The 25,005-nt window shown below is 69.9% G+C and carries 22 protein-coding genes; 10 read left to right on the top strand and 12 right to left on the bottom strand.

The window, feature by feature from the left end; translation table 11 throughout:
- Positions 1–105 precede the first annotated feature (105 nt).
- Positions 106–960 (top strand): response regulator transcription factor, encoded by an 855-nt coding sequence (locus IE250_RS09490; RefSeq protein ID WP_189669002.1) that lies wholly within the window; start codon positions 106–108, stop codon positions 958–960.
- On the top strand, positions 957–2,009 hold the full coding sequence (locus tag IE250_RS09485) for a sensor histidine kinase (protein WP_189669001.1): 1,053 nt from the start codon (positions 957–959) through the stop codon (positions 2,007–2,009). Before IE250_RS09490 ends, IE250_RS09485 begins: the two co-directional genes overlap by 4 nt.
- Before the next feature lie 87 nt (positions 2,010–2,096).
- Here IE250_RS09485 and IE250_RS09480 read toward each other — a convergent pair whose 3' ends face one another.
- From IE250_RS09480 to IE250_RS09435, 10 genes are all read right to left on the bottom strand, one after another.
- A complete protein-coding gene (locus IE250_RS09480; RefSeq protein ID WP_373301644.1) occupies positions 2,097–2,912 on the bottom strand; it encodes an amino acid ABC transporter ATP-binding protein in 816 nt (271 codons plus the stop codon).
- A complete protein-coding gene (locus IE250_RS09475) occupies positions 2,909–3,880 on the bottom strand; it encodes an amino acid ABC transporter permease (RefSeq protein ID WP_189669000.1) in 972 nt (323 codons plus the stop codon). The genes IE250_RS09480 and IE250_RS09475 overlap by 4 nt, the downstream gene beginning before the upstream one ends.
- A 32-nt stretch (positions 3,881–3,912) precedes the next feature.
- Positions 3,913–4,839, bottom strand: coding sequence for an ABC transporter substrate-binding protein (locus tag IE250_RS09470; protein WP_189668999.1), 927 nt, complete (start codon positions 4,837–4,839; stop codon positions 3,913–3,915).
- A 281-nt stretch (positions 4,840–5,120) separates the two neighbouring features.
- Positions 5,121–5,297, bottom strand: coding sequence for a methionine/alanine import family NSS transporter small subunit (locus IE250_RS09465; protein WP_189668998.1), 177 nt, complete (start codon positions 5,295–5,297; stop codon positions 5,121–5,123).
- Positions 5,294–6,856 carry a sodium-dependent transporter gene (locus tag IE250_RS09460; protein WP_189668997.1) on the bottom strand — a complete coding sequence of 521 codons (1,563 nt, stop codon included), beginning with the start codon at positions 6,854–6,856 and terminating at the stop codon, positions 5,294–5,296. Before IE250_RS09460 ends, IE250_RS09465 begins: the two co-directional genes overlap by 4 nt.
- Before the next feature lie 81 nt (positions 6,857–6,937).
- Positions 6,938–8,194, bottom strand: a complete 1,257-nt coding sequence (locus IE250_RS09455; protein WP_189668996.1) for an FAD-binding protein — start codon at positions 8,192–8,194, stop codon at positions 6,938–6,940.
- 42 nt (positions 8,195–8,236) lie between these two features.
- Complete coding sequence (locus IE250_RS09450) at positions 8,237–8,638, bottom strand: STAS domain-containing protein (protein ID WP_229872290.1); 402 nt, start codon at positions 8,636–8,638, stop codon at positions 8,237–8,239.
- A gap of 260 nt (positions 8,639–8,898) precedes the next feature.
- The gene (locus tag IE250_RS09445; protein WP_189668995.1) at positions 8,899–9,366 is read right to left on the bottom strand and encodes an aminoacyl-tRNA deacylase; all 468 of its coding nucleotides are present in this window, start codon (positions 9,364–9,366) and stop codon (positions 8,899–8,901) included.
- Between the two features lie 89 nt (positions 9,367–9,455).
- On the bottom strand, positions 9,456–9,770 hold the full coding sequence (locus IE250_RS09440) for a DUF2087 domain-containing protein (RefSeq protein ID WP_189669180.1): 315 nt from the start codon (positions 9,768–9,770) through the stop codon (positions 9,456–9,458).
- Between the two features lie 23 nt (positions 9,771–9,793).
- Complete coding sequence (locus IE250_RS09435; protein WP_189668994.1) at positions 9,794–11,686, bottom strand: M15 family metallopeptidase; 1,893 nt, start codon at positions 11,684–11,686, stop codon at positions 9,794–9,796.
- A 309-nt stretch (positions 11,687–11,995) separates the two neighbouring features.
- On the opposite strand from IE250_RS09435, the gene IE250_RS09430 reads away from it, so the two are divergent.
- The 4 genes from IE250_RS09430 to IE250_RS09415 all read left to right on the top strand — a co-directional run bounded on the left by IE250_RS09430 (position 11,996) and on the right by IE250_RS09415 (position 14,772).
- Positions 11,996–12,277, top strand: coding sequence for a hypothetical protein (locus tag IE250_RS09430; protein WP_189668993.1), 282 nt, complete (start codon positions 11,996–11,998; stop codon positions 12,275–12,277).
- Between the two features lie 201 nt (positions 12,278–12,478).
- Entirely contained in the window at positions 12,479–12,991 is a 513-nt protein-coding gene (locus tag IE250_RS09425) for a hypothetical protein (protein ID WP_189668992.1), read from the top strand.
- 251 nt (positions 12,992–13,242) lie between these two features.
- Entirely contained in the window at positions 13,243–13,908 is a 666-nt protein-coding gene (locus IE250_RS09420) for an HNH endonuclease family protein (protein ID WP_189668991.1), read from the top strand.
- A 198-nt stretch (positions 13,909–14,106) separates the two neighbouring features.
- Positions 14,107–14,772, top strand: a complete 666-nt coding sequence (locus IE250_RS09415; RefSeq protein ID WP_189668990.1) for an HNH endonuclease family protein — start codon at positions 14,107–14,109, stop codon at positions 14,770–14,772.
- 88 nt (positions 14,773–14,860) lie between these two features.
- On the opposite strand, the gene IE250_RS09410 is transcribed toward IE250_RS09415, so the two are convergent.
- The gene (locus IE250_RS09410) at positions 14,861–15,496 is read right to left on the bottom strand and encodes a hypothetical protein (RefSeq protein ID WP_189668989.1); all 636 of its coding nucleotides are present in this window, start codon (positions 15,494–15,496) and stop codon (positions 14,861–14,863) included.
- A 405-nt stretch (positions 15,497–15,901) separates the two neighbouring features.
- Here IE250_RS09410 and IE250_RS09405 point away from each other — a divergent pair, with 405 nt between their 5' ends.
- A complete protein-coding gene (locus tag IE250_RS09405) occupies positions 15,902–20,392 on the top strand; it encodes a DUF3418 domain-containing protein (RefSeq protein WP_444544351.1) in 4,491 nt (1,496 codons plus the stop codon).
- Between the two features lie 45 nt (positions 20,393–20,437).
- Here IE250_RS09405 and IE250_RS09400 read toward each other — a convergent pair whose 3' ends face one another.
- Entirely contained in the window at positions 20,438–22,645 is a 2,208-nt protein-coding gene (locus IE250_RS09400) for a hypothetical protein (RefSeq protein WP_229872323.1), read from the bottom strand.
- Between the two features lie 386 nt (positions 22,646–23,031).
- Between IE250_RS09400 and IE250_RS09395 the strand changes: the two genes are divergently transcribed.
- The 3 genes from IE250_RS09395 to IE250_RS09385 all read left to right on the top strand — a co-directional run.
- Positions 23,032–23,229 carry a PspC domain-containing protein gene (locus tag IE250_RS09395; RefSeq protein WP_189668987.1) on the top strand — a complete coding sequence of 66 codons (198 nt, stop codon included), beginning with the start codon at positions 23,032–23,034 and terminating at the stop codon, positions 23,227–23,229.
- Position 23,230: 1 nt separating this feature from the next.
- Positions 23,231–23,419, top strand: coding sequence for a PspC domain-containing protein (locus tag IE250_RS09390; protein ID WP_189668986.1), 189 nt, complete (start codon positions 23,231–23,233; stop codon positions 23,417–23,419).
- Between the two features lie 149 nt (positions 23,420–23,568).
- Positions 23,569–25,005: alpha-amylase (locus IE250_RS09385; RefSeq protein WP_189668985.1), on the top strand; the 1,437-nt coding region annotated here is incomplete at its 3' end.

The following is a 25,005-nucleotide window of genomic DNA, read 5'->3' as shown; positions in this document are numbered from 1 at the left end:
ACCGGGACCGATCTGGTTCCGCTTCTTTCCGGACGGCTTCTTACGAGATGCTGACGGCCTCGCCCGACGCCGGGTTTCTGCCCCCGCCCGCCCGTACCCTGAGGCGTGGCCCGAGTTCTGGTGATCGACGACGACGCCACCGTCGCGCAGGTGGTCGTCGCCTATCTGGAACGCGCCGGTGTCGTCGCCCAGCATGCCGCGGACGGCCCAGCCGCGCTGGCAGCCGCCGCCGCGAACCCGCCCGACGCCGTCGTGCTCGACCTCATGCTGCCCGGCATCGACGGCCTGGAGGTGTGCCGGCGCCTTCGCGCGACCCGCGCCGACCTGCCCGTGCTGATGCTCACGGCACGGGGCGAGGAGGAGGACCGCGTGCTGGGCCTGCAGATCGGCGCCGACGACTACGTGGTCAAGCCATTCAGCCCGCGGGAGCTGGTGCTGCGGGTGCAGTCGCTGCTGCGCCGCGCGGGGGCCGTCACGGCTTCCACCTCCGCCCCAGCAGGTGTCTCGGCACTTCCGCCGGGCCGGGCCACGGTCGGCGGCTCCGGGGCCGCCCCAGAGGCGCCTGGCGCCCTGTACGACGGCGACCTCCGCCTCGACCCCGCCGCCCATCGCGTCACGCGCTCCGGCGCCGAGCTGCAGCTCACCGTGCGCGAGTTCGAGCTGCTGCGCTGGTTCCTCACGCACCCCGGCCAGGTGCACGACCGCGAGGCGCTCATGCGCGGCGTCTGGGGCTGGGAGTACGGCGACCAGTCCACCGTGACGGTGCACGTCCGGCGCCTGCGCGAGAAGGTGGAGGCGGACCCGTCCCGGCCGGCGCGGCTGGTGACCGTCTTCGGCGTCGGCTACCGGTGGGACGCCACGCCGCCCGCTACGTCTTCCGCCACGTCTCCGTCGCCCGCCGCGGGGCCGTCTCCCGCCAAGGGGCCGTTCCCCGCCGCGGGGCCGGGAGGCCGGGCGTGAACGATCTCGAGGGTGTGGTCCTGTCCGTCTCGGTAGCCGCCGCGGTGGGTGCGGTGGGCGTCGTCGCCCTGTTCGCCCTGGCCCGGCGCCGGGTCGGGCTCGCCGCGACCCTCGCACCGCTCGTGGTTGTGGCGTCGGTCGCGGCGGGCGTCTACGCGAGCGCGCGGGCCATGTTCCTGTCCGACGACGACTCCGCGACAGTCCTGCTGCTCCTCCTTGCGACGGTGCCGGTGGCGCTCGCCGTCGGCCTGGTGCTGACGGCGCGGATCCGCACGGTCACCACCGAGGCAGCGGCCGAGAAGGCGGCCCGCGAACGCGACCGCGAGGTCGAGGTGCGCCGCCGCGAGATGGTGGCGTGGGTGTCGCACGACCTGCGCACGCCCTTGGCCGCGGTCCGGGCCTTGGCGGAGGCGCTGGAGGACGGTGTCGGCCAGGTGGACGAGCACGTGCCCCGCATCCTCGCCGAGAACCGGCGCATGGCCGCCATGGTCGACGACCTGCTGGCCCTCTCCCGCCTCCAGTCCCCCACGACGACGCTGCGCCGCGAGCCGGTGGCCGTGGCCGACCTCGCCTCCGACGCGATCGCCGCCGCTCAGCCCCTGGCCGACGCCGGAGGGGTCACCCTGGCGTGGGACGTCACCGATCCGGTGGTCACGTCGCTCGACGCCCAGGACGTCGGGCGGGCACTGGAGAACCTGCTGGTGAACGCGATCCGGCACACGGGTCCGGGCGGCACTGTGCGGGTGGCGGTGGCGTGCGAGGAGGACGCGACGGGGTCCGGGACGGTGGTGATCGCCGTCGAGGACGAGTGCGGCGGGATCCCGGAGGCGGACCTCGGCCGCGTCTTCGAGGCGGGCTGGCGCAGCTCCGGAGCGCGCACCCCGGAGCGCGGCGACAACCCGGGAGGCGGGGCGGGCCTCGGCCTCTCCATAGTGCGTGGTGTGGCCGAGGCCCACGCGGGGACGGCGACGGTCACCAACCTGCCCGGACCGGACGGCGGGCGCGGCTGCCGCTTCGAGCTCCGCCTCCCCGCCACCTCGCCGAAGTAGAACTCTGGCGAGATAGAACAGGGCGAGATAGAACCCGAGCGGTTGCTGGGGTTCTATCTCGCCCTGGTTCTATCTCGGCGGGGTGGGTTAGAGCACGTGGGCCAGGAAGTCCTGGGTGCGCTGCTCCTGCGGGTCGTCCAGGACCGCGCTCGGCGGCCCGGACTCGACGATCACGCCGTCGTCCATGAACACGACGTGGTCGGCGACCTCACGGGCGAACCCGATCTCGTGCGTGACCACGATCATCGTCATGCCGGACCGCGCCAGGTCCTGCATCACCGACAGCACCTCGCCCACGAGCTCGGGGTCGAGGGCCGACGTCGGCTCGTCGAACAGCATGAGCTCCGGGTCCATCGCGAGCGCCCGCGCGATCGCGACCCGCTGCTGCTGGCCGCCGGAGAGCTGCGCCGGGTAGTGGTCCATCCGGTCGGACAGCCCGACCCGCTCGATGAGCTCCATCGCCCGCTTCTTCGCTGCCCTCTTGGACAGCCCCCGCACCTGCACGGGCGCCTCCATGATGTTCTCGAGCGCCGTCATGTGCGGAAACAGGTGGAACCGCTGGAACACCATGCCGATGCGCGACCGCTGCTTGGCGACCGCCTTCGGGTGCAGCCGGTGCAGCGTCCCGTTGGCGTCCTTGCGGTAGCCCATCAGGTCGCCGCCGACCACCACGGAGCCGCCGGTGATCTCCTCGAGCTCGTTGATGCAGCGCAGGAGGGTGGACTTGCCGGACCCGGACGGGCCGAGGATCACCGTGACCTCGCCCCGCGCGACGTCGAGGTCGACGCCCTTCAGGACGTGCACGGCGTCGTGCCCGTGGCCGAACACCTTGTGCACGGCGCGTACGGAGACCATGTCGGTGGCGTCCGCCGGAGCGGCAACGGAGTCAGTGACGACGCTCATGGCGTCACCTCCTTGGTGATGTCTACCCGCACGGTCCCGGCGGCCGCGATGGCCGCCTGCTTGCCGCCGCCCGGCCCGGTGCCGCGGCCGCGGCGTCCGGTGGCCGTGCCGAACCCGCGACCGTAGTGCCGCTCCAGGTAGTGCTGGCCCACCATCAGGATCGAGGTGATGAGCAGGTACCAGAGCGCCGCGATGACCAGCAGCGGGATCGGCAGGAAGTTGCGGTTGCCGATCGCGCTGGTGGCGTAGGTCAGCTCGAAAGTGAACGGCACGGCGACCACGAGGGACGTGGTCTTGAGCATCGAGATGGTCTCGTTCCCGGTCGGCGGCACGATGACACGCATGGCCTGCGGCAGCACCACGCGGCGCATGATCTTGCCGTCCTTCATCCCGAGCGCCTTGGCGGCCTCGGTCTGGCCGGGATCCACGGAGGTCAGGCCGGCGCGCACGATCTCCGCGAGGTACGCCGCCTCGTTGAGCGCGAGGCCCAGGAGGGCCGCCCAGAAGGCGGTGATGACGTCGTCCGTGCGGAAGGAGAAGAGCTCCGGCCCGAAGGGGATGCCCAGCGACAGCCGTGGGTACAGCACCGCGATCAGTCCCCAGAAGATGAGCTGGGTGTAGATCGGCGTGCCGCGGAAGAACCAGATGTAGACCCAGCTCACCCAGCGCATGACGGGGTTGTCCGACCGGCGCATCATCGCGAGCGTGACCGCAAGGACGACGGCGATCGCCATGGACGCGAAGGTGAGGACGAGCGTCCACATGACACCGCGGATCACCACGATGTCGCGCAGGTAGAGCCAGACCACGTCCCAGCGGAAGTTCTCGTTCGTGATCAGGGCGTTGGCCGCCATGGCGGCGAGTACCAGCACGACCACGGCCGCCACGAGGCGGCCGGGCCGCGGCACGGGCCGCGCGTGGATCCGGTTGGGCACCGGGTCGCCCGCCGGAGTCTTGTTGGAGCTCATCTCACCCCTCGCTTCGGTCCTTGGGGTGCGGGTCACTCGGCCGGGTTCAGCTCGGCCTCGGCCACGACGGCGTCCTCGCTGCCCCACGAGGCGAAGGCCGCCTGGAGGGTGCCGTCGTCGATGAGCTTCTGCACGGCCGCCTGCACGGCCTCGGTCAGCTCCTCGTCGTCCTGGGAGACGACGATGCCGTAGGGCGCTGCGTCCCGGATCTCGCCGATGGTCTCGACCTCGCCGGCGCTCTGCTCCACCGCGTACGCGGTGATCGGCGAGTCGGCGTACATGGCGGTGAGCTTGCCGCCCACGAGGTTGGTGGTGACGTCCGCCTGCGACTCGTAGCGCACTACGTCGATCGGCTCCTCGCCGTCGTCCTCGCAGGACTTGGTGGCCTCGGTGAGCTCCTCGTCCTGGATGGTCGAGGTCTGCACCCCGACCGTGGTGCCGCACAGGTTCTCGGGATCGAAGTCCTCCGGGTTGCCGGCGGCCACCCCGAACTGCGACCCGGCCATGGCGTAGCTGATCATGTTGACCTCGGCGGTGCGGTCGTCCGTGATGGTGAACGCGGAGACGCCCAGGTCGTACTTGGAGCCGATGGCGGGGATGATCCCGTCGAACGGCGCCGACTCAACCTCGGCCTCCAGGCCGAGCACCGCGGCGACCGCGCTCACCAGGTCGACGTCGAACCCGACCGGCGTCTTGCCGTCGACGTCGATGAACTCTGCGGGCGCGTACGCGGTGTCGGACCCGACGGACAGCGTGCCCTTGTCGGCGATCTCCTTCGGGAGCATCGCGGCGATCTCCGCGTCGACCTCGACAGTCGACGGGTCGAACGACGCCTCGGCACTTGCCTCGTCGGGGGTGGCGCCGTCCGCGGTCTGCTGGGACGCGTCGGTGCATGCAGTCAGGACGAGGGCGGCAGCGGTCAGTGTCGCCGCAGCGGTGAGGGCGGGAAGCCTGCGCATCAGGGGTCTCCTGGGTCGATTCGTATGCGTGTCACGAGGCCCAGCACGACCCGGCAGATCTCCGTCATCAGAGGAGCAGAGGACCCGACGGCGCACATGGCGCCTCGAATGCGTGTCTCACCTAACCGTGACTCCCCGCAGGCGTAAACCCGGACATCCGAGACCCATGTCACACCGGGATATATGACGTGTTACACAGGTGTTTCACCCACCCAGCTAGGGTCTGACCTGCGCAAAGAACCCCGGCAAGTTGGTCAAGGACCGACTTGCCGGGGTGCCGCTCAGGTGTCGTGCTCGACCGGCTCGTCCGGCCGGTCTTCCGGACCACGTTCGAGCTCCCCGCCGGGCGGCCATTCCGTCCGGTCGGGCCGACGCACGATCGCGACGATGCTCGCGGCGAGACCGCCCCACAGCACGACGAGAGAGATGACCATCAGGGTGATCGCTGCGCTGCTCATGACTTACCTCCGAACGTGGGCCATGCGTCGTAGACATCGGGCTCGACACGCCACCGCATCCGGGTGAGCACGAGCGCCGCCACGAACAGCAGGACCACCGTGCCCCATCCCATGACGACGAGGTACCACCCGGCGTATCCCTCGTAGCCGTCCTGGACCAGGCTGACGATCCGTGAGACCAGCATCGCCGCGAGCACCACGGGCCCGAGCACCACCACGCAGAACGCCCACCAGCGGCCCACCCCGATGGTGGAGACCGCGTTCAGGTGGAACCGCATCTCCTCGGTGCGGCGGAGCACCCATCCCAGGAGTACGCACATCGCGATGGCGGAGACCACTATGCCAATGTTGTTCGCCCACTGGTCGACGGTGTCGAGCGCGACCAGGCCGGTGGTGGTGGAGAACGCCAGCACGGAGAGCACGGCCGACACCACGCCGACGCGGAGGGAGGCCTGCCTGCGGGACCAGCCGAACTTCTCCTGGAACGACGCCGAGACCACTTGCACGATGGAGAGCAGCGACATGAACCCGGCCATGACGAGCGACCCGAAGAACAGCGCCCCGAAGACCGGCCCCGCCGGCATCTCGGAGACCAGTGCGGGGAACGTCATGAACGCGAGGGTAGGACCGGTGATGCCCTCGAGGTCGGCCACGCCCACCCCCTCCTGGTGCGCGAGGAAGCCGAGCCCGGCGAACACCCCGATGCCGGCGAACACCTCGAAGGCGGAGTTGGAGAACGCCACGACCAGACCAGGCGACGTCAGGTTGGCGCGACGCGCCCGGTACGAGGCGTACGTGATCATGATCCCGAACCCGACGGAGAGCGTGAAGAAGGTCTGGCTGTAGGCGGCGATCCACACGTTCGGGTCGGCCATCACCGCCCAGTCGGGCGTGAACAGCGCGTTCAGCCCGTCCGCCGCGCCCGGCAGGAAGAGGGCGCGCACGACGAGCGTCCCGAATGCGAGGAGCAGCAGGGGCATGAACACCAGGTTGATCTTCTCCAGGCCCTTGGCCACCCCGGCGGCCAGCACGGCGATCGTCGCCGCCCACACGAGCGCCAGCGGGATCAGCACCGCGGGCACGAAGTCCAGGGTGAACCAGGGGTCCGCGCCGCCGACGTCGGCCAGCTGGAGGTAGTCACCGGTGAAGAAGCCCACCGTGTCGTCACCCCAGCGCAGGTCGAAGGAGTACACGAAGAAGCTGAGCGCCCACGCGATGATCACCGCGTAGTAGACGGCGATGACGAAGCAGATGGCCACCTGGAACCAGCCGAGGCCCTCGAGCCAGCGCTTGACCCGGCGGAGGGCCAGCGGCGCTGAACCACGGAACCGGTGCCCGACCGCATAGTCCAGGAACAGGATCGGGATGCCTGCCGTCAGTAGCGCGATCAGGTAGGGCACGATGAACGCGCCCCCACCGTTCTCGTACGCCACCCCCGGGAAGCGCCAGATGTTTCCCAGCCCGACGGCGGAGCCGACAGCGGACAGGATGAATCCCAGCTGTCCGCTGAACTCCTCGCGCTTCTCGGGCTCCGCGGTCGTTCTCTGCGCGTCGCTCATACCTTGATCTTGCGAGATAAACCCCGTGAGTGCGAAATCCGACGTTTCAGGCGAGCTTCACCCAGCCGGCAGGCGCCGAGCTCACTCCGCGAGCAGCGTCTCCACGTATCCGCCGCGGAACTTGCCCGTCGGATCGAGGCGCTCGGCCAGCTCGGCGAAGTCGTCGAACCGCGGATACAGGCCCCGGAGGGCGGTCACGGGAACCGTGAACAGCTTGCCCCAGTGCGGGCGCGCGCCGAGCGGCAGCAGCGCCGCCTCCAGCTCGGGCAGCACCGCCCGCACGGCCGGCCAGTCCTGCTTCCACGTGAAGTGGAGCGCGAGGCTGTCCTCGGGCGTGGTGCTGAGCCAGAGGTCGTCGCCGGCGATCGTGCGGATCTCGGACGTGAGCAGCAGCGGGCCGAGCCGGTCCCCGAGGGCCCGCACGGCGCGAACGGCGTCGGGCCCCGCGGTGCGCGGCAGCAGGTACTCGGACTGCAGCTCCTCGCCCAGGGACGGCGTGAAGTCCAGGCGGAAGTGCGGCAGCCGCTCGAACCACGGCCCGGGGACCCCGCCCTGCTCGGTGCACGCGACGGCGGCGACGTCGGGCAGAGGGTGCATCGGCTGGGTCGCCGGAGTGGCACCCAGATCGACAGGGAGCGAGGGGGCCACGCCTGCGCCGTCGGCCACGCGGGACTTGCACCAGACCATGCGCACGTCGGGCTCGAACCAGCTCGTGAAGACGCTGACGGAGTACGCGCTGCCCAGCACGGCGTCGAGGTTCTCGATCAGCGCGTCCCACGGCAGACCCGTGAAGACGTCCTGGCGCACATCGAACGTCGGCGCGGTCGCGAGCTCCACGCGCGTCACGACCCCGAGGGCGCCGAGCGCCACCACCGACCCGGGGAAGTCGGCGTCGCCGCGGCGCAGCGTCAGCGTCTCGCCGGAGGCGGTCATGAGCTCCAGGCCGACGACGTCGCCGGCCAGGGAGCGCGTCCCGTCCCCGGAGCCATGGGTGCCCGTGGCGACGGCGCCCGCCACCGAGATGTGCGGCAGGGAGGCCATGGCGGCGAGCGCCCGCCCCTGCGCGTGCAGGTCGGCCGCGACCTCGCCGTAGCGCAGGCCCGCGCGGACCGATGCCACGCCCGTGGACGGGTCGACCTCGAGGGATGCCCGGCCGTCGTCCAGCAGGTCGAGCTGGACGTGCACGCCCTTCGTGTCAGCGACGTCGCAGAACGAGTGGCGTGATCCAAGTGCCCTGACGCGGGGCTCGCCGGCGACGATGCCGGCAAGCTCCGCGAGTGTCCTGGGGCGCTCGACGCGCGCGGAGGAATAGGTGAGGTTCGCTGCCCAGTTCTTCACCGGACAAGGGTGCCACTCCTGCGCCCGGTCGGACGCGAACGATCACATGAGGTGCAGTTGCGGCTCAGGCGCTGCTGCAGCGTTGCGGACCACCGGGATCCGCTGGCTGATACCGACCATGTCCAGGACCTCCATCACCACGGCGGACGGCTCGCGGAGCAGCACGGGGGAACCCGTCTCCTCGCCGAGCACGAACACCTGCAGGATGAAGGCCACCCCGGAGGAGTCGATGAACGTGACGTCCCGAGCGTCGACGATGACGGGGTCGGGATCGGGTCGTGCGGCGAGCGTGGCCATGGCCGCGCTCGCGTTCTCGCGCAACAGCGCATCGATGTCACCCCAGAGGGTCAGCACCGTGCCCTCGTAGGTGTTCCGGCAGGCGATACCGGATCCCAGTCGTCCGGGAACCAGGTCCTGCGCTGAGTCTGACGGGAGAGGGTCCATGGGGTCATTCGCTCCGTCCTGCATTGGTCGGCTCGACTTCGTTAGACACTGACTTACAAACTGGCTTGGACGTTGACTTGGACACTTCTTGGTGCTGTCTGACCGGTCCTTGCCCCCGTGGGGCAAGATTTGCCTACGGCGAGTGTTCACCCGACACCGGGCTTTCGTCCACCCCCATGGCGTTACGGTCACGTTGCGCGAAGGGGAACTGTCGGCCTCCGCGTCCTTGCGGGCCTGCTCGGCACCTCCCCGAGAGGGTCTCAGGCAGGGTCGGTCACGTCCGCAACCGTGGCGTCGAGTGCCGTCGTGAGGTCGACGGCATCGACCGTGGCACCCACACCGTGAGCGCCTCCGCCGATCGACACGAGCCCCGGCTCGCTGAGCCGGGAGTCCGCGACGACGGGCCACCTGTGGAACGACCCGAACGGAGTGATGGTTCCCCGCTCGTAGCCTGTGACCTCGAAAGCCACGTCCTTGTTCGGCATCGACAGCCGCGAGACGCCGAGCAGTGCACGCAGCTTTGGCCAGGAGATCTGCCGGTCACCAGGGACCAGCACGAACAGAAAATCACCGTCGGCCCGCCGCACCACCATGGTCTTGATCAGCTTTGCCGGCTGGACCCCGCGCGCGGCTGCTGCCTCAGCGAGGCTCCCGACCTGGCCGTGCCGCTTGATCTCGAACGGGATACCCGCCGCCTCGAGCGCCGCGACAGCACGCTCTTCACTCATGAGATTTCCCATCCCGAAAACACGGGTTTTCGTTGTCTCGCACTATGGTCAAGTTATCTCCCGCGCGGCAACCCGGACTCCCTGGGGGCTCAGGCGTCGTACTCGGTGCGCTCCGTGCGCCAGTACTCGGCGCCGTCACGTGTGCGCCGCACCAGACCCTGGTCCACCATCGCGCGCCGGACGCCTACCGGGTCGTGGACCAGCTCGTGCAGCCGGTCCGTCAGCTCGCGCTCGGTCATCGGCTCCAGCAGCGTTGGCAGCACCTGCACCGCGAGGTACCGCGTCACCGCGACCTTGTCGCGCCACCGCCGCGGCATGGTCTCCAGGCGCCCGGACCGCAGGAAGCGCCGGGGGTCGTCGTTGGCCCCTCCCTCGGAGCCGGACGCTGCCCGTTCGCTCGGCATCTGCACGGCTGTCCCTTCCCTGATCAGTCCTCGGTGTCGTCGCCGACGACGCCAAGCTCCTCGCGGAGGGTAGCCAGCGGGGTCGACGTCGTCGAGTAGGGCTCGGGATCCTGTGCGGTCCCGTCCCCGGTACCCGCGGCTTCGTCGCTCGGACACGGCGAGGTCGTCGGCTCGGGCTCGGGCTCGGCCTCGGACTCGGGCTGGGCGTCGGGGCTCGGTGCGGTCGACTGGCTCGTCTCAGCGTCGCTGTCGTCACTCGAGCACGACGGATCCGTCGGATCCGTGGGGTTCGGATCACTCGGCGTGGGCGTCGGGGTTGGGGTTGGGGTGGGCGTGGGGTCGGTCGGCGTCGGCGTCGGCGTGGGCGTCGGGGTAGGCGTCGGCGTCGGGGTAGGCGTCGGCGTCGGCGTCGGGGTAGGCGTCGGCGTCGGGGTAGGCGTGGGCGTCGGCTTCGGGGTTGGCGTCGGCGTGGGCGTCGGGTCCGTCGGCTTGGGCGTCGGCTGCGGCGGCTTCTGCGAAGGCGGGCTGGTGCTCGGCTCGTCCGACGGCTTCGTGACGGGATCGCGAACCGTGCCCCCGGACGTGTCGTCGGTCGGCTTGGGGTCGAGCGCCGGCTTGTAGCGCGGGCTCGCCGAGTCGGTCGGCGCCCAGGTGCCGACGTCGGACGCGTCGATGGCGCGGTTCGGGATGGAGCCGGCCGCGAAGAACTCGAAGTGCCACGGCTCGGGCTTGGCGCCGCCGAGCTGGGCCCACGACGGGTTGTCCCAGCCGTAGTCAGGACCGTGCACACGCATCCAGACGTACTCCCGGGAGTTGCCGCCCGCGATCGGGTTGTCCAGGTCCACAGCCAGGCCCCAGCCGTGGTTCGACGTGCCCGGGATCGCCGCGAGATGCGGCTTGATCCCAGCTACGGCGACCTGAGCGGCGTAGGACCGGTAGGAGTCGGTGATGGGTATCGGGTAGCCGAACTCCTCCTCGTACTGCGCGCTGAGCGCCGTCAGCCGCTCAGCCGCGTCACAGCGCAGCATGTGCCCGGGCGCGAACTCCAGCGGGCACAGCACGTCCGCGGGGATACGGCCATTGGCATAACCCAGGGTCGAACCACCGAACATGCTCACCACGTCGAGCAGGCTCTCGCGCAGCGAGAAGCCCCCCTCGCGCTCGTCCACGCCCTCCACCTCCACCAGCGCGTTGGGCACCGACGGATCCAGCATGTTCGCCAGCCGCACCGCTGCGATCACTACCTCGTCGTAGGTGACGTAGCTTGCCTGCGGGTCGTGGGTGTGCGGCTCGATGACCGAGGCGTGCTCGTCCGACACCTGTACCGCGGGCGGGCCGTCCTCGTCCGGCGGCAGGTTGTCGGCGGTGTCCTTCTTGTCAGCACCGCGGTCGTCGTTCTCGGCGTCGCCCTTCTGCGCACCGTCCTTCTCGGCGCCCGACCCCGGAGCGCTGGCGTCCTGCTCCGACGGGCCCTGCTCGGACGTGCGCGCGACGGGGGCGTCCTCGATGCGAAGGCCCTCGTTGTTCTCGCCGAACGCCAGCTGCTGCATCTGGTACGTGGTGTACAGCATTCCCAGCTCTGCAGCGGCCTGCGCGACCGTAGGGCTGAAGTCGGGGCCCTGTTCCTGCGCCTCCTTCTCCGCGCGTTCGAGGACCGCGACGATCTGACCCAGCGTCACGCCCTCCGGGGCGGTCTTGGTCTCGCCGACGGTGAAGCTCTCGATCAGGCCGTAGAGCCGGATCGGAAGGTCCCGGGCAGTGCCCGGTGCGTACGACGCGGGAACGCTCGCCGCGGCCGTGACCAGCACGCCCGCAGCGATCAGGGTGGCGACAGCCCCGGTCCAGGCGGTCCGGAGAAACCTGCGCAGGCTCGCGCGGGGAGTGGGGTGAACGGGCTTCTTCGCCTGGTCCTTCACGCGTCGCCCCCTCGGTCGGTGCGCTGCTTCGTGGTGCGCAGTAACTTCGGATCCTTACACAGGACTATCACGGTCTGGCGAATCCGAGCGGGGTAATTATCGGCGCTCAGGTGAACCGCACTCCTCCACGAGGACGACGACGTCGGCGCTGATGACACCCACGGTCGACAAGGGTAACGATTCGGGCGTATAACGCAATGAGGTCTTCCAGGTACATCTCAGGATGCTTCACACTGACCCGGGTCCGTACGGGCGCACTCGCGCCCGCAGCCGAACGGCCGGAACAGTGGCCGTGAAAGGAAGTCCCTCATGTCCGAGACTCCCAACGCACCCGCCGTCCAGGGCACAGCCCAGGACCCGCAGGCGAACACCTTGGCCATCGTTGGTTTTGTGCTGGCGTTCATCGCCTCGCCGATCGGGATCATCGTGTCGGGGATCGCCGTGTCGAAGGCCGGCAAGGCGGGCCTGGACAGCAAGCTCGCGAAGTGGGGCCTCGCCCTCTCGATCATCTTCACGGTGCTGTACCTGGTGATCGTCGGGGTCGGCGTCTATCTGACGACGCTCTCGCTTCCGGCCGCCACGACCATGTGACCTAGCAGCACACCACGGGCGCCTGCGCGCCCGGCAGCGCCCTCAGCAGCACGGAGGCTGTCGTTCCCCCCGGAGCGGCGGCCTCCGCTGCACTCAGGGGTATACATCTATGGGCTATAACGGTCTATCCAGGATCATTTGGATACTCCACAATATGGCCTGACATTTCCTAGAACCTGCAACCAGGGGAGCACTACCACCATGACCACGCCCGACACCACGACCGCCGAGGCCCCGACCGAAGAGAACACGGCCGCGGCCGCCACCACGGTCGTGGAGACCGAGCCCGCCGCGCCCGAGGCGACGTCCGAGGCGAAGGCAGAGGCCGAGGCCCCCGCACCAGAGACCACCACCGCGGCCCCCGCCGTCGAGCCCGCGCCCGACGCCGCGGCTCCGGTTGCCGAGACCGCGACGGCCGTCGCCACGACCGAGGTCGCCGCCGCGATCGCCGTCGCAACGCCGGCCGCCGCCGATGCTGCCGAGGAGGAGGACCCGCAGACCGCGGTGTTCAGCCTCGTCACCTTCTTCCTGGCCGCCCTGCCGGTCATCGGCGTCATCCTGAACGCCATCGCGGTCGCCCGCGCCGGCAAGGAGGGCTTCGACCTGTGGCTCGCCCGCTGGGGCCTCGCGCTCGCCATCATCGAGACCGTCGGCGCCCTGCTCCTGGTCGGCCTCGGCTACTACTTCGGCCTGCTGACCGCCGGCGCGATCTGAGCCGGCCAGCTGCCCGACAGAGGTCCGCTTCTGCCAAGCGATCTGGCATGGTCCTCACCCAGACCCCATGCCAGATCGCTTGGTCGGGGCGGACCTTGCGCTTGGGACGACAGCCCAGGCGAACCGTCTCCAGCGGGCCATGGCGGCAGAGCGGGTGAAATTTCTCCAAACGTCACATAACGGTCATTCGGGTGTCACCGGCCACCTCGACGATGAACGCGCTCAGGTCAGTCTCGAGGAAGGTCTGTCCCATGTCGCAGCTCGTCGTTCAGCGAACGTCTCGAATCCGCCATCTGATCGCGTCCGTCGCGGCGCTGGCGCTCGTCACGCTCCTCATCGTGGTGTACCCCCAGCCCGCCGACGCCTACCCACCGGACGTCCCGTCCAAGGCAGTGGCCCAGGCCGAGCTCGACGCGCTCACCGTGCAGGCGGAGAGCTCGTCGGACACGTACGACCGGGACCTGTTCCCGCACTGGATCACCGTCGATGGCTGCACCACCCGCGAGACCGTCCTGCAGCGCGACGGCGACGGCGTCGAGGTCGGCAGCGACTGCTACCCGACGTCCGGCAGCTGGTACAGCGAGTGGGACGGCGAAACGCGCACGGCGCCGTCGGACCTTGACATCGACCACGTCGTGGCCCTGTCCGAGGCCTGGCACTCGGGCGCCAGCGAGTGGACGACGGACCGCCGGCAGGACTTCGCGAACGACCTCGACGGCCCGCAGCTCATCGCTGTCACGGCCGAGTCGAACAGGTCGAAGAGCGACAACGACCCCGCCGAGTGGGTCCCGCCGCTCGCCAGCTCGCACTGCGCCTACGCAAAGATGTGGATCCACACCAAGTACCGCTGGGACCTCACCCTGGACACCGCGGAGAAGGCGTCGCTGCAGCCGCTGCTCGACACCTGCTCGTCCTGATCGGCCCCGCACTGAGAAGCATCACGAGGCAGGGTGCCCACCGGGCGCCCTGCCTCGCCGATGCGCCGCTTTGTAGTTGAGGTGGCACGAACTACGCATATGGGTGGATTTTCGCCAACCGTCACATCATGGTCATGTAGCCGTCACCGACCGCCTCGACGATGAACGCCCAGGTCAGTCTCGAGGAAGGTCTGTCCCATGTCGCAGTTCGCCGTTCAGCGAGGGTCTCGAACGCGTCACCTGATCGCGTCCGTCACGGCGCTGGCGCTTGTCGCGCTCCTCGTGGTGGTGCACCCCCAGCCCGCAGGCGCCTACCCACCGGGCCTCCCCTCCAAGGCAACCGCGCAGTCCGAGCTCAACGCACTCACCGTGAAGGCAGAGGGCTCGTCTGCCCCGTACGACCGAGACCTGTTCCCGCACTGGATCACTGTCGACGGGTGCACCACCCGCGAGACCGTCCTCAAGCGCGACGGCAGCAACGTGCAGGTCGGTAGCGACTGCTACCCGACGTCGGGCAGCTGGTACAGCGAGTGGGACGGCGAAACGCGCACGGCGCCGTCGGACCTTGACATCGACCACGTCGTGGCCCTGTCCGAGGCCTGGAGCTCGGGTGCCAGCGAGTGGACGACGGACCGCCGGCGGAGCTTCGCGAACGATCTCGCCGGCCCGCAGCTCATCGCTGTCACGGCCGAGTCGAACAGGTCGAAGGGCGACAAGGACCCCGCCGAGTGGGTCCCGCCGCTCGCCAGCAAGCGCTGTGCGTACTCGAAGATGTGGATCCACACGAAGTACCGCTGGGGCCTCACGCTGAACTCCGCCGAGAAGACAGCGCTGCAGGGGCTCCTGAACACCTGCTCGTACTGATCCGCCTCATTACCCCGAAGCACCAGGAAGCAGGGCGTCCCTCGGGCGCCCTGCTTCTTCTTCGCCACGGTTCTACTTCGCCACGGTTCTACTTCACCGTGGCCCTGGCTTGCTGCATGTGGTGCCGGACCTTCGCGGGGCGGGGCGTCGACGATCCGCGCCTGGGCCCGGCGTCGGACACGGCGGCGCGGAGCGCTGCCTCGGCGTCGAACACCGCCTGGTAGGCGTCCTGGCAGGCGGCGTACCCGGCGCAGGCGGCGTCGAGCGCGGCCATCGACGCCGTCGCGACCTCGTCCGGCCCGGCGTCGCCGATGACCGACGGGAGCCCGGCGACTTTCTGCTGGGCGGCACGGAGGCGGGCGGCACCGGAGGCGTGGCGGGCCTGCCCTGCCTCCAGGGCGGTCGCGTAGTCGTCGAGGGTGTTGGCCATGACGTCGATGCCCTGCGCTTCGAGCACCACCGTGGCATGGCCGCGCAACACGCTCTCCATGGTGCGCAGGCCCGCCGCGGCGGCCCGGACGGCCTGCGCGTTGGCGCGGACGGCCGCGGGATTCCCCGCGGGCGGGCTGTCAATCGCGGCGTCCCAGCCGGACGCCGTGGCACGGAGGTCGTCGACCAAGGCCTCGACGCGCTCCGGCAGGCCGATGTGCTCGAACCCCTGACGTATGCGGCTCAGCTCGTTGATCCGGCGCTCGCACAGATCGATGAGCTCGCTCGGTGTCACGTCGGCCCGTCGGTGGCCGGACGGGCGTCGACCTTCAGCTGCTCAGCCATCCAGCTCCCCTCACGCATCCCTGCACGTCGCAGGCTTTCGAAGCCTAGATCTGACGCGGCCGAGGCAACATGGGGAGCGATCCCCATGGCCTAGGGGCGGCGCGGCCGACCGACCGCAGCGCCGGCGGGGCAAATCACCTTGCCGTTCCTGGGACAATGAGGGGTTGTGAGTACCGAGCCTTCTTCCACCCCAGTGTCCGACGGCGATCGCGGCCGCCCGGGCGGAGGCCGGAACCGTCGCCGCGGCTCGGGTAAGCAGACGGGAAACCAGAACCGTCGGCCGCGGCGTAACGGGCCGCAGCGCGTCTCGACGGCCCAGCTGGAAGCCGCGGCGGCCAAGCGCGCGGCCGTCGAGATGCCGCCCATCACCTACCCGGAGCAGCTGCCCGTCTCCGCGCGCCGCGCGGACATCGCCTCGGCGATCCGGGACAACCAGGTGGTGATCGTGGCCGGCGAGACCGGCTCGGGCAAGACGACGCAGATCCCGAAGATCGCGCTCGAGCTCGGGCGCGGACGGCAGGGCCAGATCGGGCACACCCAGCCCCGGCGGCTGGCCGCGCGCACGGTCGCGGAGCGCATCGCCGAGGAGCTTGGCACGCAGCTCGGCGGCGTGGTGGGCTACCAGGTCCGGTTCACCGACCAGTCCAGCGACGAGACGCTCGTCAAGGTCATGACCGACGGCATCCTGCTCGCCCAGATCCAGCGCGACCCGCAGCTGCTCGCCTACGACACGATCATCATCGACGAGGCGCACGAGCGGTCCCTCAACATCGACTTCCTGCTGGGCTACCTGTCGCGGCTTCTCCCCCAGCGGCCCGACCTCAAGCTCATCATCACGTCGGCCACCATCGACTCGGAGCGGTTCGCCGCGCACTTCTCGCCCGCGGCCCTGGCCCGGCGGGGCGGGGCGCCGGAATACGTCACCGAGGTGCTCGCGGACCTGGCGCCCATCGTCGAGGTCTCCGGCCGGACGTTCCCGGTCGAGATCCGCTACCGCCCGCTCTCCCCCGACGAGGGCGAGGCGGCTACGGAGGGCGAGCGACCGGCGCCGCCACCCCACGAAGTGTCCTCGCTCCGCTCCGGTACTTCGCGGGGACCGCGGGACTCGGGCAGCCCGAAGAAGAAGGGCAAGGCACGGGGCGGCGAGGAGAAGGACCTCGTCACCGGCATCATCGACGCCTGCGACGAGCTGCTGCGGGAGGGCACCGGCGACATCCTCGTGTTCCTCTCGGGCGAGCGCGAGATCCACGACGCCGCCGACGGCCTCGCCGGGCACTTCAAGGAACGCGCCCGCGACCCGAAGCACCCGCAGCACATCGAGATACTGCCGCTGTACGCACGCCTGTCGAGCGCGGAACAGCACAGGGTGTTCCAGCCGCACGCCTCGCGGCGCATCGTGCTGGCGACGAACGTCGCCGAGACGTCGCTGACCGTCCCGGGCATCCACTACGTCGTCGACCCCGGCACGGCACGCATCAGCCGCTACTCCAAGCAGACCAAGGTGCAGCGGCTGCCGATCGAGCCCGTGTCGCAGGCGTCCGCCAACCAGCGCAGCGGCCGCTCCGGCCGCGTCGCGGACGGCATTGCGATCCGTCTCTACTCGGAGGAGGACTACGCCGGGCGGTCCGAGTTCACCGAGCCCGAGATCCTGCGCACCTCCCTGGCGTCGGTACTCCTGCAGATGATCTCGGTGGGCGTGGTCAGCACGCCCGACGACGTCGCCAGGTTCCCCTTCGTGGAACCGCCGGACACCCGCTCGATCCGTGACGGTGTCCAGCTGCTCACCGAGCTCGGCGCGCTGGAGGAGGTCGACGGCGTCACGCTGCTCACCGAGGTGGGGCGCACGCTCGCGCAGCTGCCGATGGACCCGCGCCTGGCGCGCATGGTCATCGAGGGCTCACGCCACGGCGTGGCCCGCGAGGTGGCGATCGTGGCGGCCGCGCTGTCGATCCAGGACCCCCGCGAGCGCCCCGCCGAGCAGCGCGCGCAGGCCGACCAGCTGCACGCGCGGTTCGCCGACCCGGGCTCCGACTTCCTCACCTACCTGAACCTCTGGGAGTACGTGCGGGAGCAGCAGCACCTGCTGTCGAGCTCGGCGTTCCGCCGCCAGTGCAAGGCCGAGTACCTGAACTTCCTGCGCATCCGCGAGTGGCAGGACGTCGTGGCCCAGCTCCGCGAGATGTCGAGGCCCCTGGGCATCGAGATGTCGTTCCAGCCGCGCCACCGCCCCGCGTCCGACGGCGCTCGGCCCAGTCCGGTGGAGGGCACCGACATTGAGTCGCCCTCGTATCGGCAGATGTGGGACGACGACACGATCCATAGGTCGCTGCTCGCCGGGCTGCTGTCACAGATCGGCATGCAGGACACCGGGGAGGTCAAGGCGTCCGCCGTCGCGCACCTGCGTGGACCGCAGCGGGAAGTTGCGCTGAAGCGCGCCAAGAAGCAGGCCCGCAACGAGTACGTGGGCGCCCGTGGGGCGCGGTTCGCGATCTTCCCCGGGTCGCCGCTGTCGAAGAAGCCTCCGGTGTGGATCATGGCGGGCGAGCTGGTCGAGACCAGCCGCCTGTGGGCCCGCGACGTCGCGCGTATCCAGCCCGAATGGGCAGAGGACCTCGCCGGCCCGCTGGCGAAGCGCACCTACTCGGAGCCGCACTGGTCCTCCAAGCAGGGCGCGGCGATGTGCACCGAGAAGGTGCTGCTGTACGGGGTGCCGATCGTGTCCGACCGCCGCGTGCTCTACGCGAAGGTCGACCCCGAGGCGGCACGCGAGATGTTCGTGCGGCACGCGCTCGTGCAGGGCGAGTGGACCACGCACCACCGGTTCTTCCACGACAACCGCGCCCTCCTGGAGGAGGCCGGCGAGCTCGAGGCCCGCTCCCGGCAGCGGGGGCTGGTCGCGGACGAGGACGACCTGTTCGCCTTCTACGACGAGCGCGTCCCCGACTCCGTGGTGTCCGCCGCGCACTTCGACCGCTGGTGGTCGCGGGCCCGCAAGGAGACGCCGGACCTGCTCGCCTTCACGATGGAGCAGCTCGTCGGCGACGCGTCCGTCGACACGACAGAGTTCCCCGGGACGTGGCCCCAGGGAGAGCTCTCCCTGCCGCTCACCTACCAGTTCCAGCCCGGGTCCGACGCCGACGGCGTCACCGTGCACATTCCCGTCGCCGTGCTCGCGCGCGTCGTGCCCGACGGGTTCGACTGGATGGTGCCCGGGCTCCTCGAAGAGCTGACCATCGCGACCATCAAGTCGCTGCCCAAGACTGTGCGGCGCGAGCTGGTGCCGGCACCCGACGTCGCGCGCGACATAGTCGCCTGGATGCGCGCGGAGAGCCCGGCCTGGGAAGACATCGTCCGGGCCGGCGACATGGCGGAGCCGTTCGTCTCCGCGTTCACGCGGGCCGTTCGTGCGCTGCGTGATGTGGTGGTGCCGGCCGAGGTGTGGGACGAGGAGCGGGTCTCGCGGCTTCCGGGGCACCTGCGGATGACGTTCCGGGTGATCGAGGAGCGTGGGCGTGGGCGTTCTGCGTCTTCGGTCGTGCTGGACGAGTCGAAGGATCTGCTGCTGCTGCAGCGGAAGTTGGCGGCGCGTGCGGAGGCTGCTGTGCGGTCTGCGGTGCGGGGTGCTGTTGGTGCGGCGCTTGCTGAGGCTCGGGCTGCTTCTGCTGCTTCTGCTGGGGCTGTTTCGGTTGGGGCGGCCGGGGACGAGGAAGACCCTCGCGCGGACGCGTTCACGGGCCCAGGGGGGCCCTCCACTTCGGGAAGGATTACGTCCGCGCGAGGGTCTTCCTCGTCCCCGGCCTCCGTAGGGGCGTCGCCTTCTGGGGTGGGCGGCGGCTCCAACGGTGGGGTGGTTGGCGGGGGTGCTGGTGCTGGTGTTGTTGGGGAGCAGGGTGGGCTTTCCTCTTGGCCTTCCGGGTTGCCCGACGGCGGGGTGCTGCCTTCGTCGGTGTCTACCGATGTGGGGGCCGGGGTTGTGGTGCGGGGGTTCCCGGCTCTTGTGGAGGAGGTTGCTCCGAAGGTGAAGGGGCAGGCTCGGTCCGTCGGGGTGTCGCTGCGGATCCTGGCCGACGAGACGCGGCGGGACGTGCTGCACGCCGCCGGGGTACGGCGGCTGCTGGTGTCCGAGGCCGCTCTTGGTACCGGGCGGATCACGTCGCGGTGGACTGGGACGCAGTCGCTGACCATGGCCGCGTCTCCCTATGCGAACACTGAGTCCCTGGTGGCGGACCTGCAGCTTGCGGCCGTCATCTCGCTGACGTCGTCGGCGGACGAGGCGCGCTACGACACGCCGTCGGGCGGACCGGATGCGGCGTCGGTGCGTTCCGCGGCGGCGTATGCCGACGCCCTGGCGTTCGTGCGGAAGCACCTGGAGGACGAGGTGTACCGCGTCGTCGGGCACGTGGTGGCCGCGTTGTCGGCGAGCCGGACGCTCGAGGCGGAGGTCCGCGCGTCGGGCAGCCTGGCGCTGCTGAACACGCTGCAGGACATCCGTGAGCACCGCGCGACCCTGATCCACGACGGCTTCGTGTCGGCGACGCCGCCGAGACGGCTGCCGCACCTGGCGCGCTACCTGCGCGCGGCGTCGCACCGGCTGACCAAGGCAGCCGAGAATCCGGCGCGGGACTCCGACCTCGCCTGGCGGATCGGCGATGTGACCTCCGCCTACGAGAAGGCGCAGGCCACGTACGCCGCCGGCTCGCCCGACGCCGCTCGCGCCGCCGAGCTCGCCGACGTGCGGTGGATGCTCGAGGAGCTGCGCGTCTCGCTGTTCGCGCAGCAGCTCGGCACGGACGGCCCGGTCAGCGAGAAGCGGATCCGGAAGGTGCTGGCGCCTAACGGCTGGTGAGGGCACCGCATGAGTGATCCGTGCGGTGTCCTCACCTGGACGAGCTCAGCGGAGGTAAGCCACCCGGCCGCTCTGCGGCGCCGGATCACCCTTCGGCACGAGCAGCACCTGCACGGCGGTGACCCGCTTCGTGTAGGACGCGGAACCCGCTTCCCCGCCGTTCCTCGCCCACCCCAGCCAGCCGATCCCAGCGACGTGCGCCCGGTAGTAGACGTGATAGTGCTCAGCCATCTGGCCCGTCAGCCGCATCTTGTAGGCGGAGACCCGGTGGGCACTGTGGTAGGTACCCGCGACACGATCGTTCGACACATACCCGCGCCAACCGTCGCCCTCGACCTTGGCGGCCACCTGGACCCCGCCCGAGTACCTCGTCCCGTCGACGTCGACACGCACCGCGCTCAGGCGCTGGCTGGTGCTGGTCAGACCCGCGGTCGAGCCGCCGACGACAGGCGTGCGCCACACGTTCGACGTCTGGAGGTAGGACCGGACGTGCACCTGCCGCTGCGTCGCGGCGGAGTAGTACGCCGCGTTGCCCGACCCGGACGTGAGCTGCTTGCCCTTCGGCAGGACCTTGATCTGGATGGACTCGATGCGGTTGGCGAACCCGACAGTGCCCGCGTTCCCGCCGTTCTTGGCCCAGCCCAGCCAGCCGTACTTCGGTACGTAGGCGCGGTACCAGACGTCGTAGTAGGGGGCCAGCACGCCGCCGTCGTCGATGCGGAACGCCTCGAGGCGACGGTTCTGCCCGACGCTGCCGACATAGTAGATCGTGTCCTTGACCTTGAGCCCCTGCCAGCCCTGGCCCTGGACGTAGCCCTCTAGATCGAACCAATAGGCAGGAGTCGGGCTGCCGTCATCGGGTAGCTCCCCGGCCCTGGAGCTGGTGTACCCCGGAGCCAGCCATGGTTCGGCCACCAGCATCTCGATTGCCCGACCGCTCCCCTCGACGCCGAACGAGACAGTCTGCGGGGAGCAGTATGTGTACCTCGTCAGCCATCTGGATCCGATCGTCTTTCCGCCGTAGCAGACGTCGGCGTCCTCCCGGTCGCCGATCTTGACCGAAGCCGTGACCGTCTTGGGCGCCATGCCCGGCCCGTAGGCGGTCACTCGGGCCGTCAGCGTGTGTCCCTCGTCGGGCGGCAGGCTGAGGTAATGAGCGTCCTCATCGCTTCGACCGGACGAGACCACCTTGCCCGCCCGCAGCCACTCGAACTTATAGGACGTCGGCTGCGGCGAGAACCCGGACACCTCGACGTACAGGTTCGGGTCCAGGCGCACATCGTCGTACGCCGTGATGGTGGCCTTTCCACCAGCGAAAGGACAGCCGTCCGCACAAATCCGGGCCGTCGCAGACAACGTGGGGGCGCCCTCGAACTGCCGGTACTCGGCAGCTATGTCCTGGAACCCGGTACCGAGCGGCGCCTGCTCTACGAGGACGGTCTCGGACTGTGCGTCGAACGTCGTACGGCCGACCTCCTGAGTGCCGTGCCGGAGCACGACCTCGCCCATCGGCCTGACCTCCAGGTCGCTCGTGAGCGTGACCTCCAGCGGGAGACGACCGTCGCCCGAGATCGAATCCTCCAGACCGCGCACGGTGATCGCCGGCGGTGCGGGCTTCGTCGTGCTGACGGTCCCCACCAGGAAGTTCTTCCACCGAGCAGGACCGCGTACGCCATACCGGTCAACGCCCCGCACGTGCAGGTACTGACTACCGGATGCCGTCGGTACAACCGGGATCAACGCCGGGCTGCTGTCCGCCACAGCGATGCTCTCCCAGGTCGCGGGTCGGCTCGAGTTCGCCGTCACGGCGTACTCGTACGCGACGGCCTCGCCCTGACGTGTGGCGGCCACCAGGTACTGACCGGCCACGCCCGCCCCACCGCGAGCCTCGCCGTAGACATACACGGCTCCGGCGCCGAGCACCGGCACGGTCAGCGCGACGACGGGTGGCTGCCGCACCCCGAACCGGCACGACGCCACCGGATCCGTCGACCAGACGTCGCCCTCACGGACGCGGACCACGAGGGTATAAACGTTCCCGTGGCTTAGGTACAGCTCGCGCTCGACCGTGCTCAGGCCGCCGTCGACCGGGTCGGGGAACCAGGTCACCGCCACGCCGTCCGGTCCGAGGATCGTGTAGTAGACCGACGACACCTCCGTCGCAGCGTCGAACGTCGTGGCCCACTGCAGATCGATGTAATCACCGGTGCCGGTGTGCCAAGCAAGCTCGGTGCCACAAGCCTCGCCGTTCATCGTGATCAACGGCGCCGGCTCTACCGGGGCGGAAGGCTCCGCGGACGGTGACGGCTCTGCCGTCGCGGCCGACGCCGGGATCGCAGGCACCGTGATCAGGCCTGCAAGGAGCGCACCGCCAGTCAGGACTGCCAGGACACGGCTCGGTACACCCGTAGGTCGCAAAGGGTTCAAATCGTCGTTCCTCTGAAGGGCCCCCTCAGGGCCGGCAAGGCCCTGCGCAGGCAGGGCTGCGCCGAGACTAGGTCGGGCGAGAACGCGACAACAACGAAGAACCGCGAAGTTCACCCGCGCTCACTCTCGGAGATTTCTCCGGGCCCGGATCAGGGCCACACCAGGGAATCACCGGATACCCGCCAGCCCGCGACAGACGTACCGTCGATGGCATGAGCACACCTACACTCTTCCGTCCTCGTCAGGGCCGCATGATCGGCGGCGTCTGCGCCGGTATCGCCCGCCGCTTCGGCTGGAATCCCACGACCGTGCGCATCGTCGCCGTCGCATCGATCCTCATCCCGGGACCGCAGGTCCTGGCCTACGTGATCGGCTGGATCTTCATCCCGAACGAGCCCCAGGCGGCCTGACATGACCACACAGACACTTTCTCGTCCGCGCCAGGGACGCATGATCGCCGGCGTCTGCGCCGGTATCGCGCGCCGATTCGGTTGGGACCCCACGCTGGTCCGGGTCCTCACCGTCGCCTCGGTCCTCATCCCGGGGCCGCAGTTTCTCGCGTACATCGCGTTCTGGATCCTCATGCCCAACGAGGACTGAGAGCCCACAGCTCCGACACGCCGGGCCCGGGTCTTTCACCCGGGCCTCTGGCGTGTCGCCGGATGCTCTGCAACGCTTGCAGCAAGATCCGGAACGGCTGTGCAACGCCGCACACGCCTCAGCCCGGTACGACGCCGCAAGGAGCCGCAATGACGCGCCATCCGAACGTGCCCCGACGTCTGCTCGCAACTCTCACGACGTTCGCCACCGCACTAACCCTGGGCCTGGTCGCGACCGCGGCCACGCCCGCCGCCGAATCTGCCCGAGCCGCCACCCCGGTCCACGGCGACGGGGACGTCATCCTGAACATGTTCCAGTGGACCTGGGACTCCGTCGCCGCCGAGTGCACGAACGTCGTCGGCCCGGCCGGGTTCGGCTACGTGCAGGTCTCGCCACCGATGGAGCACGTCCGCGGCTCCCAGTGGTGGACGTCCTACCAGCCCGTGAGCTACCGGATCGAGTCCAAGCTGGGCACCCGCGCGGAGTTCGCGAACATGGTCGCCACCTGCGACGCCGCAGGGGTCGGCGTAATCGCCGACGCCGTCGTGAACCACATGGCGGGCGCCGGCCAGTCCGGCACGGGTGTGGCCGGCACCCAGTTCTCGGACGACAGCTTCGCCGGCACGTACGGCGCCCAGGACTTCAACGACTGCCGCACCAACATCGCCGACTACGGCAACCGCTATGAGGTGCAGAACTGCCGCCTCGTCGCGCTCCAGGACCTGCGCACCGGCTCCGACTACGTGCGCGGCAGGCTCGCCGCGTACCTCGACGACCTGGTCTCCCTCGGCGTCGACGGATTCCGGATCGACGCCGCGAAGCACATCCCGGCGTCGGACCTCGAGGCGGTCAAGGCGCGGATGAGCAACCCGAACGTGTTCTGGGTGCACGAGGTGATCGGCGGCGCCGGCGAGCCGATCCAGCCGTCGGAGTACCTGGGCAGCGGCGACTCGCACGAGTTCACCTACGTGCGCCGGCTCAAGGCCGAGTTCGACGGCCAGATCAAGAACCTGCGCTTCATCGGCGACAACGTGCTGTCGTCCAACCGGGCAGGCGTGTTCGTGGACAACCACGACACCGAGCGCAACGGCGAGTCGATGAACTACAAGTGGGGGGCCAAGTACGTGCTGGCCAACACGTTCCTGCTGTCGTGGCCGTACGGGTCGCCCACCGTGTACTCCGGCTACGAGTTCTCGAACGCCGACGCCGGCGCGCCCGGCGCCACCGAGACCTCCGTACCCGACGCGACCTGCGGCGCAGGGCGGTGGACCTGCACCCAGCGCTGGACGGAGATCCGCGGCATGGTCGGCTTCCACAACGCCGTTGCGGGCACAGCAGTCACGAACTGGTGGGACGACGGCGGCAACCTCGTCGCCTACGGCCGAGGCAACCGGGGGTACGTGGTGCTGAACAACACCGGGTCGACGGTGCAGCGCTGGTTCCAGACGTCGCTCCCCGCGGGCACGTACTGCGACGTCGTCGCGAGCACTAGCTGCTCGGTGACGCGCACCGTCAACGGGGACGGCTGGTTCACGGCGTCGGTCCCGCCGTACGGAGCGGTGGCGATCCACGTGGGCGCCCGAAAC

The organism is Promicromonospora soli (assembly GCF_014653785.1).
In the GTDB taxonomy this organism is placed as follows: domain Bacteria; phylum Actinomycetota; class Actinomycetes; order Actinomycetales; family Cellulomonadaceae; genus Promicromonospora; species Promicromonospora soli.
Note: the sequence above shows the minus strand (reverse complement) of the source record. Positions and strands in the feature narration are given on the sequence as shown.